The sequence below is a fragment of the Pseudomonas sp. PNPG3 genome, from assembly GCF_023093815.1.
Lineage (GTDB): Bacteria > Pseudomonadota > Gammaproteobacteria > Pseudomonadales > Pseudomonadaceae > Aquipseudomonas > Aquipseudomonas asiatica.
In genome coordinates, this window is record NZ_JALLKV010000061.1 from 1 (window position 1) to 13,787 (window position 13,787).

Here is a 13,787-nt window from a genome sequence, read left to right on the forward strand (position 1 = left end):
CGATTGGTGTCCGGGGATTTTGCCAAATCAGGAAGTCTTTTTCAGGATTTCCTTAAAAACACTGCTGAAGCCACGATCAACCTCAAGTCTTTCAGCCCGGAAGTGATGGAGCTCGCCCTGTTTGGCCAGGTTACCGAGGACGTTGCTGAGGCCGGTGCTACCGCCAAGGCTAAGGCATACAAGGGTCGTAGCATCATCGTTGACGGCATCATCGCAGGTGTCACGAGCATCAAGGTGTCCGGGGAAGTCGACCCGCTGATCCTAGGCGCTGACTACGTCGTGTCGAACGGCTCGATTTACTTCCCAGCGAGCTCCAGCGTCACTGACGGTGACCTTGTCGATGTCGTGTACGATAAAGCAGCGGTGCGCAGGATCGAAGGAATGGTGAATACGGGCGTCAACGTAATGATCGTGTTCGACGGGGTAAACCTGGCCGAGAGCGACACCCCTGTGAAAGTAACGTACCACAAAGTGGCTCTGTCTCCTGCTGCTCAGCGTCAGCTCCTGTCCAGCGACTATGCAGACCAAGAGATCAAGGGTACGCTCCAGGTTTCCAAAGCCGTCACGGGCAGCGGCCTGTCAAAGATGTTTAAAGAGGAGCACGTAGTAGCCCAGTAACATCCAATTGCTACTACATTGGCGCTAGTATAAAATTCCGAGAATTTTTTTTCCTCACGAGGTGAGCATGAATTCCGGGAAGGTTGTACTAGCGCTAACAATCGGTTTGGCTCTCACTGGCTGCAGTCAGGAAAAAGCACCGGATTTTGCTGGGGTGTCCATGAAGTCTGATCGGGCCGACCTGGAATCCAAGGGATTCGTGTGCAAGGATGTTACGCTCAAGGACAAGCAAATACTATCCTGCAAAAACTTCGAAATGACCTCTTCCGTTTTTGGGCATGACGTCCGTGGCGTAGAGGTCACATTTGCTCAGGGCCAAAAAAACCCATATCGCATTGCGGTGAATGCAAACAAACAAATAAACACCACGGAAAAAATGCTGACCCTATTTTCCGAACTTGACAAGTATTACGAGAGCATTCCCGACAAAAGCATAAACATGCCAAACGCGGTAAGTCGGCAGTGGAAAACTAAAGACAGTAATGTTTTGCAATTTATGTATATCCAGGGTGTTCCTGGGTTGCTCGAAAGTAGCGTAATGCTGTCGCTGAACTCGACAAAAAATCACTAAACCTTTTTATTAGCTGCAGCCATGGAAGAACTGGTCGGTCAGATGCGAACATGCTCTGCGCCGACCTTTTGCATTGCTAAAAAACCATCCACGCTTACTGCAGGTCATAACACAAAAAGAACTAACCAACCAGCTTCCCCAGCTCACCCCTCGCCGCAGCCTCAGCAATCCTGAAAAGATGGTCGGTAAGCAAATTGATATGCTCTGCCCCAACCTCCTGCAGCAGATTCTCCATCGCTTCCTTAGCCTCGGCATCATCACGCCGATGCTGTAGGACAAATGCAATGCAGTTAAACACGCAGTCCAGCACATCAAACCGATACCCTGGCACCGCCTCCGAGTCCAGCAAGTAATCCAGTGCCACATCCTCCGGCATGTCATACCCGCACGCCTGAAGAACCGCGATACTTTGACGACAAACGTAATCATCCCGCTCCGCAAGCGTTAATTCCGATATTTTCTGCATTCCCGGCCTCATGCCTTTGAGCTCAAACCATTCTTGACCATGGCCACATATATGTCAATTGAAATGGTATTATGTTGATATAAAAACAATAATAAAGGACACACATGTCTCTGCTCGATCTTGTTGTTCCATTCAAAAAAGTCATAATCACGCAGGCAGTTGAAAACAAACCTGAAGTTTCCTTTGACGTTTACGGGCTTACTACCGAAGACTTCTTCCGCCTTGTTGATAGCCACGGCAAGATCCTGGGTGCAATCTTCCTGCAGAATGCCAAGGAAGATCTCAAGGATACCGATAACTCCAAGGGCATCATGCTCCAGTTCCCTGGCTTCGGTGCTGCCTGTATCGCACTCGGCTGCAAAGAGCCCGAAGCTGCCGCTCACGTACAAAACCTCCCGCTGATGACACAAGTGGAACTTCTCGCCGCAGTGTTCTCGCTTACTTTTCCTGACGGTCTAAAAAAAAGCCTGGTAAAACTCGGGCCGACACTCGTACAGCTGCTGAAAAAGTAAAGGACTACGAGGCAGAGCGAAAGCGTCTTTCTAATGCCAAGGAAGGCGAAGAGTTGGAAGACTTCCTGGACACCCTAGTTTCGAATTGCGAGCTTTTAATATCTAGGGGTCACAACAACGCGACCCTAAACCCATACAAATACTCGATTAGAAAACTTTTCAAGATTGCAACGGTTCAAAAAGAGCTGCGCAGGGAGGAGTTATTCGGAGAAATGTATGGCAATCACTTGAGCCGAATATCTTGTGTTTCAGGGGACTCAAAACCGTTTAATGATTTGATGATGAAAATTGCCGGAGAGCAATGAGAATGGCTAGTAATGCAGTAATTAACTTAATCCTTAAAGCTAAGGATGAGGCATCGAGCGTCTTAAAAAGCACTGCAGCCAAGGTCACCGCCCTGGTCGCTGCGTTTGGCGGTGCTGTCGCAATCAAGGAGACTATTCAGGGGCTGACTGAACTCGACTTTGCAGCCAGGCGCCTTGGTGTCTCGATGGAGGAGCTAACCGCTGCTCAATATGCAGCATTCAGTGGTGCTAGTGTCAATCCCGATCAATTCCTTGACGCGCTGGATGAGGTGCGTATAAAAATCGAGGAGTTCAGCTCTATTGGCTCCGGTGGTGCAGTTGATTTCTTTGAGGTCATGAACATCTCCGCAGAGAAGTTTAACAAGCTCAACCCACTGGAGCAGTTAGACAAAATATCTGAAACGATTAAGGGGATGTCCGATAACTCAGCATTTACATTCCTTGACCAAATCGGGTCTGACTCGCTAAGGAACCTGCTGCCGGTTCTGCGCAATGGCGGTGCCGAATTCAAGAAACTTCGAGCAGAAGCGGAGCGGCTTAACCTTACACTTTCCGACACCGACACAATCTCTGTCGCTCAGCTTGGAAAATCATTCGCCCAGCTCGAAAAAGTAGGCAGCACTGCATTCAGCAAAATGCTTGCCGACGTGGCGCCAGAGCTAACCGCGATAACTGAGCTTATCACCGAAGCCATCGTTGGTATCTCAAAAGACACGAAAGAACCTGTAAAGGACATTGGACAGACCTTCCTTGATGTTTTTTCCGGCGTAGTTGCAAGCCTCAACTTCACCGTCCAGGTCAAAAATGCGTTCGTGGTTGCATACAGCGCGATGAAAGAAGTTGTCCTGTCCTTCGCCACATTCAACCTCAAACAGTTCCAATTACTTGACTCTATTTATACAAAAAGCGCCAATGGCCTCGTCAATGTTTTCAGAGCCGCCTTCGCCAAGAACCTTGAGTTCCTGAACTCAACTTTCATTGAGCCAATGAAGCAGTTTGCTGCAACATTCAACATGGATGCGGCTGCTGGTCAGATTTCAAAATTCCAGGGCGTTCTGACTGGTCTTCAGGAATCGTCAAGCAAGCCAATCCAGGTTGCAACTGAAAACAAAAGCATTGGCGAGACGATCAAGCAACTAAAGGTATTAAAAGACGAAGCACACAAGTCTGGACTTGAGAATTTCAAGACTTGGAATGATGGCGACTATCAAAAACAAACCGAAGAAACCATGGCAAAAATCAAAGCCAAGATTCTTGAAAATGAGGACAAAACAAATGCTGAACTAGCCAGACGAAAAGACAAGTCCGACCAGGACAAGATCGTAAAACTTCAGACCAAAAACGCCGAGGCTTCGGCATCCATCGCCGCTACCCAGGCACAGCTCCAAGCTGATCTTGCTAAAAAAGAAATCGACATCACGATCTCGAAGATCGACACCAAGAAACAGGTTGAACTGTCTGGCTTACAAGAGCGCGCTCGCCTTGAAAATCTGTCTGCAGTCCAGATCGCAGACGCCAAATTCAAGATCGAGATGGAGGCTGCAAAGAAGCTTAGCGAGCAGAAAAAGCGCTCTCTCGAAGTCGACATCAAGGCTCTTCAGGGCAGCCTTGCAGGCCAGCAAAAGCTCCTCGCAGCCACACAGAACTTGAACGACAGGCCTGGAATCCTGGCAACGATCAATCAATTAGAGGCCGACATCACCTCTAAACGCGCAGACCAGGCCACCATTGGCGCCGAGCTGATCAACCAAGCTGCACTCCTCAAAGCCGAGCGTGCTGCAGAACTGGGCGTAATTAAGCAGCAGCTCCAACAAATCAAAGCCGACGCCGAGATCGAGCTCCTGGCCATAGGCGGCGACCAGTTCAGCGCTGACATAAAAAAGATCGAGTCAGATTTCAAAGACACGATCAAAAACTTGGAGTCCCTGGGCGACGACTCCACGGCCATCCAAAAGCTAATCAGCGCAAAAAAAGCCCAAGCCGAGATGGCCGAGATTGAGCGCCAGTACGCCAGTTTGAAGTCAAAGCTTGAGAAGCATCAGATCTCACCCTTTGACTACCTCGACCAGGCGAACAAGCTTGAGGAGCGTGGCACCAAGGCTGCGGAAGTCACTGGCAATCCGGCAGACCTGGAAAAAGTGCGGGCTGCGGCCAAGGCTGCACGGGCCGAAGTGTTTGACCTGGCAACGCTGACAGATACCGTCTCGGACAGCCTGCAGGGAGGTCTGGAAGGTCTTTTCACCGACTTTATCTCTGGCACCAAATCCGCGAAAGAGGCGTTTTCCGACTTCGCTCAAGGTGTTCTCACCGAAGTCTCGAAAATCATTGCGAAACTGCTCATCCAGCTGGCGATTCAGTCAATGCTATCAGCGTACACAGGCGGTGCAAGTAGCGGAGCCAGCGGACTGTTGGGGATGATTGGCGCAGGAGTAAAGCATAGCGGTGGTGGGATCGGTGACCCAGGTCGCTCTCGCAGTGTCCCATGGAGCTTTTTCGCCAACGCCCCGAGATATCACACTGGTGGAATTATGGGACTAAAACCCAATGAGGTTCCGATTATTGCCGAAAAAGGCGAAGAAATGCTGACAGCAAGTGATCCTCGTCATCGCAATAACTTAGGCAAAGGAAGCAAAGGCCAGGCTGATCAAGCTCCAAGGATCACGATCAATAATATGATTGACGCCCCAGCTATCGCAAGCGTGATGGAAGGCCCTCATGGCGAAGCTGCAATCATGAACGTTTTCCGTGCAAACAGAAACGAGATAAAGAACATGTGATAATATATAGCTACTGATCGAGAAGAATAATAATATGACAGTAGCTATCCAAACTTACGCCACTGGTGCCGAGTGGCTTACATTGCTTTGTGCTGATCTTTTGCCGTCAAATGGCTGGGCGGTAGTTCGGGATACCTCGTCGGAAAAGGTATTTGGGCTGCCGGGTGGCCAGGGGTTTGTGGCGTTTGTGGTTGGAGCTGGGGTTGTTGAGGTTCAGGCCTTTCGGGATTTCGATCCTGAGCAACCTGCTGCCGGCCAGGCGGGTGGGTTTAGCTATGCGTATTCGCCCTTCTTGCCGCGATTTGTGCTTCCTGCAGGGGAAGTGAAGGTGTGGACTCTTATTAATTCTCGCCGGTTGTGCGGAGTCATTAAGTCGGGGACTTTGTACTACTCTTTTTATGCAGGGCTGATCCTGCCTTTTGGGTCTAATCGTGTGTATCCGTTTCCCTGTTTTATCGGAGGGTCGGGTGAGCTGGGCGGGTCAAGGGAATCGGCGTATCCGTTTATGTCGGGCGGTAATCAGTTTTGCCCCAAGGTCTGCTTGCCTACTGGTGCCTGGCAGATCGTTGGTGGCAACTCAGGCGGGAACAGCTCGTTTACTAGCGAATTTCCGTACTCATATTCATACGGCTTTATTCACCCGTTTGATGGGAAATTCCATCGCCTGCGCTCGAAAATTGATGGCAGTGCGGTGGTATATCCAGCCCTGGTGGTGAGCTCTGGGCGGTCGTCTGATGCCGACATGTTGAATGCTGATGATGGGCAGTGGTTGGGGTATTTGGATGGTGTTTTTGCCATACCGCAAGGTCGTGCTGCTGAGTCTGTTGTTGCCGTTGACGGTGTGGATTACCTGGTGGTGCCGAATGTGAGCAAGGCTACCGAGACTTATGGGTTGAGGTTGACATGAGGCACTACTCGTCGCGCTACACGTCAGCGGATGACCTCGTGGCCGTGATCAAGCAGCGCCTGGAGTTGGAGGGCTGGACTGTAAATCGCTACGGCGGATTCAGTGACCCTCGAATTGGCATTCAGTTGATGATCTCGCGTGGAGATGCGTTTTTCTGCCTGCGGAGCTTTGGTGAATCCAGTCCATACGTTGACTACTACGCAGCCAGCAGCATTGGGCAGCATGGGGTTATCGTGTCGGCTGCCGGTGGGTATAGCAATACTGCAGGCTTTGTAACCCAGCCTGGATTTCAGTCCTCACCCAAGTGCTACGTGGAATCTGGTGATGGTGCCGGCGTGTGCCATTTTTTTGTGTCGGATGACTTGGCGATGCTTGTAACAGAGCGTGCTGGGGGCCTCTATTCCTGCCTGTCTTTTGGCGTATTGCCTGTACTGTCTCCGGGGTCGGGTGGGCAGTTCGTGACGTCCACTGAGAGCTATCTCAGCACGCAGAAACAGCCTTTGTTTGCCAACGCTTACGCGACCTTTGGGGTTCGCCTCTCACATGTTGAGTGGAGTGGATGGGATGTAGGGTCGCGTACCTGGGGGGCCCTGAGGCCGAGCAGTCAGGGCACTCTGGTCGGCGTTCCTCATTTTCACCAGAACGGTACTGCATACGGCAATGTTGGAGCAGTGTCGCGAGCGAAAAGCCTGGTTGGTGGGATGGATGGCCTGATCCCGATAACCCTATTCACGGAATACGGCGGTGGGTTTGCTCCGTATGCCGAGCTACCGGATGTATTCCTCGTTCCTATGGATTCTTTCGATCCTGGTGCCGTGTACGAGCTCGGAGCTCATCGCTTTCTGGTCTTCCCCCAGTACGCCAAAGCATTCCCCGCTGACAGGAATTACCCTCATTTCAACCTGGGCATCGCTGTGCTCCTGGATTCCACTGCATGAACCAAATCGCGAAGAGCTTCGGCACTTATTTTTTCGACAACGTATTCCTCACTCCAGCGGAGATTGATGCTGGAGTCGTTGTGCCAGGGGCAGAATATTCGTTCGAACTATGGCATTCGTTCACGACACCACGGCAACTGGCTGGCATCACACAGGCAGGCTCATATGGCATCGAGCTCATCGGTGTCACATCTGGCGCACTGGCGTCTTTCGAATCGTTTGATTACAAGATTTCTCTTAACCAAGCAAATGGGCTGATCGACTACACAGCGGACTTCGATTTTGGAACCGGCTCTTCCCACCGCTTCAGCCTGACCTGCTCAATGGCACTCGTAATGCCTGAGCGCATTGACTGGTCGACGCAGCCCGAAATGAGCATTCAGTACCTGACAGAGGTCATCGAGTCTTTTGATGGCACTGAGCAACGCATTGCCCTTCGTGACACCCCAAGGCTCTCGGTGAGCTATTTGTACAGCATGACTGACGAACAGCAGTACCAGTTTGACAACAAGCTAGCTACGTCCTCCGGAAGCATGCTGGTGCCCCTGTGGCCACTGCAGTGCCGATTGTCCCGTGGCATCTCGGCTGGCGAAACACGCATTTCCCTGGCTGATCTGTCGGCACACCTGGCGAGCTCAGAAACCATCCTGATATCCGAAAATGACCGTCATGAAGTTCTGTCCGTTGAGTCAGTCGATGGCCGAGCGGTGACCATATCCAGCTTGGCTAAGAATGACTTCTCCGAGTCAGCAATCGTAGTCCCGCTGCGCATCGCATACCCAGCAGACGAGTCGAATTCCACATCGCTTCTGCGAGGCCTCGACCAGCACACGATTACCTATGATCTGGACGAAACTAAGATCCGAAAACCAGCCCCAGTCGACGACTTCGAGCGCCTTAATGCCAGGCCAATCTTCCCGTTCAGACCGGACAGATCCAAAGACCTCACGACGCAATACAGCCGCCTGCGTGAAACTCTAGATCCACTGATCGGTGCACGCAGCATCTACAACCGGGCACGCGGATCAGTGAAAGTACTGGGCCAAACATTCACATTCTTCAGCGAATCCGAGCGCCAAAGATTCGAGGACTTCGCCGAACTCATGAACGGCGCACAGGGTGAGTTCTACATGGAGGGCCCAGGCCAAGCGTTTGAGCTCAGCGAAGATGTCGTCGTCCCAACCTACAAATTCAAAATTAAAAGCAGCGGATACACTAACTTCGCTAACAGCCACTCCCTCGCAACAAACATTGCAATTAAGCTGTACAATGGAACTACTATTTACAAAACAATCCTGAGCGCCACTACCAACCCAGATGGCACAGAAACAATCACAACAAAAGAACTCACGAACAACCTGAAAACCAGCGACATTGAAACAATCGTACCGCTTTACCTTGCTAGATTCGACTCCGATGAATTTCGCTACATTTTCGACACCAGCGAAGTGTCGACCATAACTAAAAATATACGGCAACTACTTTATGCTGACCCTGCAATCGATTCAAGCAGCTCTATCACTGTCTAGGCCCGTAGAACTCTTCCTATTTGAGCACGGGACGGAAAAGTACGCCTACACCAGCGGCAGCAAGCAGCACCTCCACACTGACGGCCTGGTTTATACACCATTGAGCCTAAAGCGCGGTAAAGTCCAACGCACGGCGGAGGACTACAAAAACAAGCTGAGTATCGACATGCCCGGCAACTCCCCAGTCCCGTTGCTATTCCGCAGCCATTTGCCGTCAAACCACGTCTCCATTAAGGTTTTTCAGACGCAACGCGACCTACCAGGCGAATCAATCAATATTTTTGCCGGCGAGGTCACGAGCGTAACCTGGAACAACTCCGTCGCGTCCCTCGACTGCAACCCGATATCCAGGGCATTAGGTCGCCAAGTTCTCCGCTGCGGCTACCAGAGCCAATGCAACCACCACCTGTACGACACGCGCTGCGGACTGCAAATCCAAGACTGGCAAGAAGACACCAGGGTCACTGCGATAAAAGACAATGGATTTACAGTCGAAGTAGCCAGCAAACAGAACGCTGACGACTACTACATCACAGGTTTGTTATCAAAGAATGGAAGTGACTTCCGGATGATTACATCCTGTTCTGGCAATTCTTTTAACTTAATGTCACCGATTGACGGGTTAAAGGTTGGAGACTCCGTCCAGGTTGCAAAAGGCTGTGACCACTCTGCTGCTGCCTGCCACTCTTTTGGGAATTTTGATAATTTCCTAGGCTTTTTGACTATCCCCAGCGATAACCCGTTTCAAGTTTACTAATCAATAAAAATAATAAAAAGGAAGCACCTGATGGTTTGGTTTATGGCTGCGATGTTTATCCTGTCGATGGTAGCGATGGCTCGCATGCAGCCAAAAGCGGAAAAGCCAACTGCAGCCGGCCTTGAGGACTTTAGCTTTCCCTCGGCGGCAGAGCGACCGATCCAAGTGCTGGCTGGAACTCGCAGGATTTCCGGGCCTAATGTCCTTTGGTATGGCGATCTCCGCACCTCGGCTATTAAGCAAGTTCAAAAAGGCCTGTTTGGATCAAAAAAGACCGTTGTTGGCTACCGCTACTATATGGGTGTACAGCTCGGTATTTGCCACGGCCCTGACACCCTGCTCCGCGAAATCAGGTTCGGTGACGACGTTGCGTGGTCTGGCTTGAGCTCGGGCGGGCCGATTGCAATCGACAAACCTTCGCTTTTTGGGGGCGATACCAGTGGGTCGGGCGGCGTGTCTGGCACGATTCGATTTTATCCTGGCAGTTGGACTCAGACGTCGAATCCGTACCTGGTCGGCAAGGTTGGAAGCGACTTGGTCTCGGCCATCCGTGGTGTGTCGTACTGTGTTCTCGAAGGGATGTACATTGGCAACTCGGCCAGTCCACAGGCCGTCAGTTTTGTAGCCAGTCGTTTCCCCAAATCTCCTGACGAGCGATACACGCAGTACGAGCAAATCGGTCTCGACGCGAACCCATCGTTTTTTATTTACGAGCTGATTACTAACGGGCTGTACGGCGCTGACCTGGGCTACTCTAGCATCGACCTCGACACCTTCCTTGCAGCTGCAAAAACCCTCCATGACGAGGGTATGGGCATATCCGCTATCATTGACTCGTCCACCACCGCAGGCGACGTCATTGATGACATCAAGCGCGTCATACAAGGCTCACTGCAAACCGACCCCGCCACTGGCGCACTCAAGCTCAAACTCATCCGAAACGACTACGACGTCAACGCCCTCCCCCTACTCAACCAAGCAAACATCAAGAACCTAGGTAACTTTACAAGGGGCTCGCTCGATACTGCGATCACCGAAGTAAAACTCAAGTACACGAGCATCGCGGACGACTTTAGCGAACGTACAGTAATCGCTCAAAACGGTGCACTCAGAATCCACAAGGGAGACTCAGACGGCCAAACCGTGCAGATGCCAATGGTGAGTACCAGGGAGCTTGCAAATAAAATCGCCATGCGTGAAATGACGAGCATCTCCGTACCACTCGCGACTTGCACAGCTGAATGCAACCGTGGCCCAGCACACACGGAAGTCGGGGATGTTGTAAGGCTTAGCTGGCCAGCCGAAGGCGTCGATAACCTAGTGATGCGTGTAACAGGTGTTGATCTCGGCTCGCCCCAGGACGGCTCAGTACGCCTCACCCTCGTACAGGACGTTTTCGGGGTTTTTATGAGCCTGTATGCCGATGGCTCCGAGCGCACCTGGGTAAAGCCCACATTCGAGCCGACCGACATCACCCGATTCGACATTGTGGACGCTCCGGTGATTTTGACGACAAATCAAACCACCGGGAGCGTGCTCGTTGTTGCTGAAAGTCCCGGTGTTGCTCTGGACTACCAGCTGCAGGTTCGTGGTGGTGTTGATAGCGGATACGTGGATGCTGGGGTAATGCCGTTTACGCCACTGTTTGCTACTACTGCAGTGATGGCGAGTGGGTGGACGGATTCGAGCCTGGTGCTGTCTGGGCCTTCTGCGGAGCTGTCATCGCTGACCGGGGAAGAGGTGCGCCAGGGGCTTGGACTTATGCTAATTGTTAGTGCTGCCGGCAAGGAGTGGATCTCTTACCAAACTGTCGTCGTCGGCAACACCACTACTGTGACTTTGGGCCTGATCAACCGAGGGCTTTTTGGAACAAAGCCGATTGCTCACCCTGCGGGGGCAAGGGTTTGGGCAGTTTCGGAGGGATATGGAATCACCGACTGGCAATACGGCAAGGGCGAATCAGTTGCGTTGCGGATGCTGCCCAGGACGCAGACCGGGGTGCTCGATGTCGATGATGCCGTGGTGCGGACTTATAGCGTTGCAGGAGCAAACGTGGCGCCGTGGGCTCCGGGGCGCGTCCGAGTAAACGGTGTCGAGGGCGGCGGGCAGATCTCGGGTGTTGCGACGGTGACCTGGAGGGTGCGCGACGGGGCTGTGCCGGCAGTTGTGTTTTATGGCGATGATGTCGATCAGGCGGGCGATGCGACGTACCAGGTTGTTGTGCGCTCGGGAGGTTCGGTCGTAAAAACTGTGGGCGGCATTACCGGCAACACCTGGAGATTTGATGATGAGCTGGCACTGAACGGCGGGGCTTACTACAGCAGCCTGACTTTTGAGATCAGCGCTCAAAAGCCAGGGTTTGCAGACTCAGCGAGTATTGCAGTACAAGTGAGTCGATAATTCACTCGCCAAGGATGGCATCGCCCCTGTAAAAAGGCGGATAAGTCGTAGCAACAAATATCCAAACGGCAAAAATAGTTAAGTCCCCAAAGATTAAATGCGGAATCACAATTATCCCCGCAGCGTCGTTTGGGAGCAAGCAAGCTATAGTCCCGACCGGCACAAACAACAAATACCCTAGCCAAACAAAAGTATGCTCAGCAATATAACTAAAGGCGTAGCCGTATGTTTCCGATACGGTCAGTTCGGAGGCCTCCACGCTTACCATCAGTGCCGGTGTAAAAATCACCAACAGAAACAAAAACCAGGCACCCTGATACTTTGCTGCATAAAATTCTTTAGTTTTCATTTCCCGGCCATCCATTCCGAAAAGTTACTCGACTGATAGTAGCCAATAATAAGGCCGCGAGCATTATGCCTTTCGACGCTTGCCATAATATCGCGATCACTAAAGATAATATTTAGATCACTCCAACCTGTTTCCTCTAATGCAATATTCTTGCAAAAAGGGCTATTTAAATTATAGGACGAATAGCCCCCAGATGAATTGTACAGCTCATATCTTTTGGGGAATGGCACTCTACCAACCACAACCTCTTTTCTTATACTGCAAAGTATCGGCTGATCCGTAACGCCAAGTGCGGCCAACCTCTCCTTTGGCCCGGAAAAGCGCATAACAACGCTATTTGGACTCCCAGTTTTTGCCGCACTTTTATACTCCCTGATATAAAATGTCACCCCAGTATACTTTTTACCAGCATCGGGATATCCATTGCGCCACGACCCATAAGAAAATACGGGGCCATGCCAGTCATTTTGCAGTGGAGAGGCATTCATCCCGATTGCAAACTTTGATATTAGCACCCCAACACCAAGGATTATTGCAGTAGTTCGAAATCTTCTCATGATAAATATTCCGTTATAAAACTGAGAATTCAAGATCGTAGCTAGTTAATAGCTTAATCAGGTCGCAACATAACCGATAGTGGTTTTTTTGATTACCCCCAAACTTTCGGCCTCCTTGAAAATAGTGCCTGCGCGGAGGTTTCCGATTCTGGAGTTTTTTGCAAATTCTTTGATCTTTACGGGCGATCCGGGTGCTAGTTTTTTTGTCTGGGCGACCAGGATTTTTAAGATTTCCGCGTTCGAATCTGGCAGGGTTTCTGCGGTTTTTGGCGTTTCCAGCATTTCCGACTCCCTGTCCGGCTGCGATGCGGTATCGAATGATGGCGTTTCGCTGGCAGCTGAAACTACATCATGCCTATCATGGCGTACAGAGCTCCGCACGCCAGCCAAAATCAGGGCCGGAACGACCTCCAGGGCCATCGCAAAACCCAGACACAAAAACTGCGCGAACAACGGCGGAAGGCTCGATGCTTTCGCTACTGCGGACTTGATGTGCGCAATTTCCAGGGAGCCAGCATTGATACGTGCCAGGGCCTGAGCACGCTGAGTGGCTGTGCGAGTACCAACCGACTCCTCAAGTTCGAGGGCCCTGGAAACCATCCCCCGCGCACGCAAATCATTGGCTTGAGCTGCTGCATCGGATATCTCTTTATCCAACTGGGAAATCAATGCCGAGTCTTTCTGAGCCATACTAGCAAGAGCAGCAACGCGCTCAGTTGTCATGGCCTCATGAGTTGCCTTACTCACACTAATTGATGTCATTAGTCGATCATAGGTGGCCCATCCACTCACAACAGACAGCATCAACGCACAACCAATTGTCAGCACCGCGCTAGTGCCCCGCAAAACCCGTATAGCAACAGGCCAAGCCAGGTACTTAAATATGTCCAACAAAACTGCAGCACCCGCAAAAAGCAGCGCCAACCTCTTATCGTCAATCAAAGCGTACATGGCGAGCGCAACCGAAATTGCAGTTACGCTAGACAAAAGGAAGGCAATTGCGACAAGTAGTGTCGACAGCTTTTTGCTCATTGGAAACCTCGAAAATCCCTCTATACGCCCATTATATAAGGGGTTCCAGGCAGTGCAATACCGCGACAG

13 protein-coding genes are annotated in these 13,787 nt (G+C 51.3%); 9 read left to right on the forward strand and 4 right to left on the reverse strand.

Going from position 1 to position 13,787, the window contains the following annotated elements:
- Together MJ643_RS26220 and MJ643_RS26225 are read left to right on the forward strand one after the other, a co-directional pair.
- On the forward strand, positions 1-618 hold a 618-nt coding region (locus MJ643_RS26220; RefSeq protein WP_247727098.1), incomplete at its 5' end, for a hypothetical protein.
- Positions 619-685: 67 nt separating this feature from the next.
- Positions 686-1,189 (forward strand): hypothetical protein, encoded by a 504-nt coding sequence (locus MJ643_RS26225; RefSeq protein WP_247727099.1) that lies wholly within the window; start codon positions 686-688, stop codon positions 1,187-1,189.
- Positions 1,190-1,310: 121 nt separating this feature from the next.
- On the opposite strand, the gene MJ643_RS26230 is transcribed toward MJ643_RS26225, so the two are convergent.
- Positions 1,311-1,655 (reverse strand): hypothetical protein, encoded by a 345-nt coding sequence (locus MJ643_RS26230; protein WP_247727100.1) that lies wholly within the window; start codon positions 1,653-1,655, stop codon positions 1,311-1,313.
- Between the two features lie 104 nt (positions 1,656-1,759).
- On the opposite strand from MJ643_RS26230, the gene MJ643_RS26235 reads away from it, so the two are divergent.
- From MJ643_RS26235 to MJ643_RS26265, 7 genes are all read left to right on the forward strand, one after another.
- Positions 1,760-2,167, forward strand: a complete 408-nt coding sequence (locus MJ643_RS26235) for a hypothetical protein (RefSeq protein WP_247727101.1) — start codon at positions 1,760-1,762, stop codon at positions 2,165-2,167.
- 307 nt (positions 2,168-2,474) lie between these two features.
- Entirely contained in the window at positions 2,475-5,249 is a 2,775-nt protein-coding gene (locus tag MJ643_RS26240) for a phage tail tape measure protein (protein WP_247727102.1), read from the forward strand.
- Between the two features lie 34 nt (positions 5,250-5,283).
- A complete protein-coding gene (locus tag MJ643_RS26245; RefSeq protein WP_247727103.1) occupies positions 5,284-6,156 on the forward strand; it encodes a hypothetical protein in 873 nt (290 codons plus the stop codon).
- Positions 6,157-6,194: 38 nt separating this feature from the next.
- Positions 6,195-7,094 (forward strand): hypothetical protein, encoded by a 900-nt coding sequence (locus tag MJ643_RS26250; RefSeq protein WP_247727104.1) that lies wholly within the window; start codon positions 6,195-6,197, stop codon positions 7,092-7,094.
- The gene (locus tag MJ643_RS26255; RefSeq protein WP_247727105.1) at positions 7,091-8,623 is read left to right on the forward strand and encodes a hypothetical protein; all 1,533 of its coding nucleotides are present in this window, start codon (positions 7,091-7,093) and stop codon (positions 8,621-8,623) included. The genes MJ643_RS26250 and MJ643_RS26255 overlap by 4 nt, the downstream gene beginning before the upstream one ends.
- Complete coding sequence (locus MJ643_RS26260; RefSeq protein ID WP_247727106.1) at positions 8,580-9,380, forward strand: phage BR0599 family protein; 801 nt, start codon at positions 8,580-8,582, stop codon at positions 9,378-9,380. The genes MJ643_RS26255 and MJ643_RS26260 overlap by 44 nt, the downstream gene beginning before the upstream one ends.
- A gap of 30 nt (positions 9,381-9,410) precedes the next feature.
- Positions 9,411-11,780, forward strand: coding sequence for a phage tail protein (locus tag MJ643_RS26265; protein WP_247727107.1), 2,370 nt, complete (start codon positions 9,411-9,413; stop codon positions 11,778-11,780).
- Position 11,781: 1 nt separating this feature from the next.
- On the opposite strand, the gene MJ643_RS26270 is transcribed toward MJ643_RS26265, so the two are convergent.
- From MJ643_RS26270 to MJ643_RS26280, 3 genes are read right to left on the reverse strand one after another with little or no spacing between them, the layout of a single operon-like run.
- Complete coding sequence (locus MJ643_RS26270; protein WP_156859617.1) at positions 11,782-12,129, reverse strand: hypothetical protein; 348 nt, start codon at positions 12,127-12,129, stop codon at positions 11,782-11,784.
- Entirely contained in the window at positions 12,126-12,686 is a 561-nt protein-coding gene (locus tag MJ643_RS26275) for a hypothetical protein (protein ID WP_156859616.1), read from the reverse strand. Before MJ643_RS26275 ends, MJ643_RS26270 begins: the two co-directional genes overlap by 4 nt.
- A gap of 57 nt (positions 12,687-12,743) precedes the next feature.
- Complete coding sequence (locus MJ643_RS26280; protein WP_247727108.1) at positions 12,744-13,718, reverse strand: hypothetical protein; 975 nt, start codon at positions 13,716-13,718, stop codon at positions 12,744-12,746.
- Positions 13,719-13,787: the final 69 nt, after the last annotated feature.

Excerpts from the sequence above, each read along its gene's own strand:
- MJ643_RS26260 (WP_247727106.1), top strand. The coding sequence starts at position 8,580 with ATGCTGACCCTGCAATCGATTCAAGCAGCTCTATCACTGTCTAGGCCC.
- MJ643_RS26275 (WP_156859616.1), bottom strand. The coding sequence starts at position 12,686 with ATGAGAAGATTTCGAACTACTGCAATAATCCTTGGTGTTGGGGTGCTA.
- MJ643_RS26225 (WP_247727099.1), top strand. The coding sequence starts at position 686 with ATGAATTCCGGGAAGGTTGTACTAGCGCTAACAATCGGTTTGGCTCTC.
- MJ643_RS26265 (WP_247727107.1), top strand. The coding sequence starts at position 9,411 with ATGGTTTGGTTTATGGCTGCGATGTTTATCCTGTCGATGGTAGCGATG.
- MJ643_RS26255 (WP_247727105.1), top strand. The coding sequence starts at position 7,091 with ATGAACCAAATCGCGAAGAGCTTCGGCACTTATTTTTTCGACAACGTA.
- MJ643_RS26235 (WP_247727101.1), top strand. The coding sequence starts at position 1,760 with ATGTCTCTGCTCGATCTTGTTGTTCCATTCAAAAAAGTCATAATCACG.
- MJ643_RS26230 (WP_247727100.1), bottom strand. The coding sequence starts at position 1,655 with ATGCAGAAAATATCGGAATTAACGCTTGCGGAGCGGGATGATTACGTT.
- MJ643_RS26240 (WP_247727102.1), top strand. The coding sequence starts at position 2,475 with ATGGCTAGTAATGCAGTAATTAACTTAATCCTTAAAGCTAAGGATGAG.
- MJ643_RS26280 (WP_247727108.1), bottom strand. The coding sequence starts at position 13,718 with ATGAGCAAAAAGCTGTCGACACTACTTGTCGCAATTGCCTTCCTTTTG.
- MJ643_RS26245 (WP_247727103.1), top strand. The coding sequence starts at position 5,284 with ATGACAGTAGCTATCCAAACTTACGCCACTGGTGCCGAGTGGCTTACA.
- MJ643_RS26270 (WP_156859617.1), bottom strand. The coding sequence starts at position 12,129 with ATGAAAACTAAAGAATTTTATGCAGCAAAGTATCAGGGTGCCTGGTTT.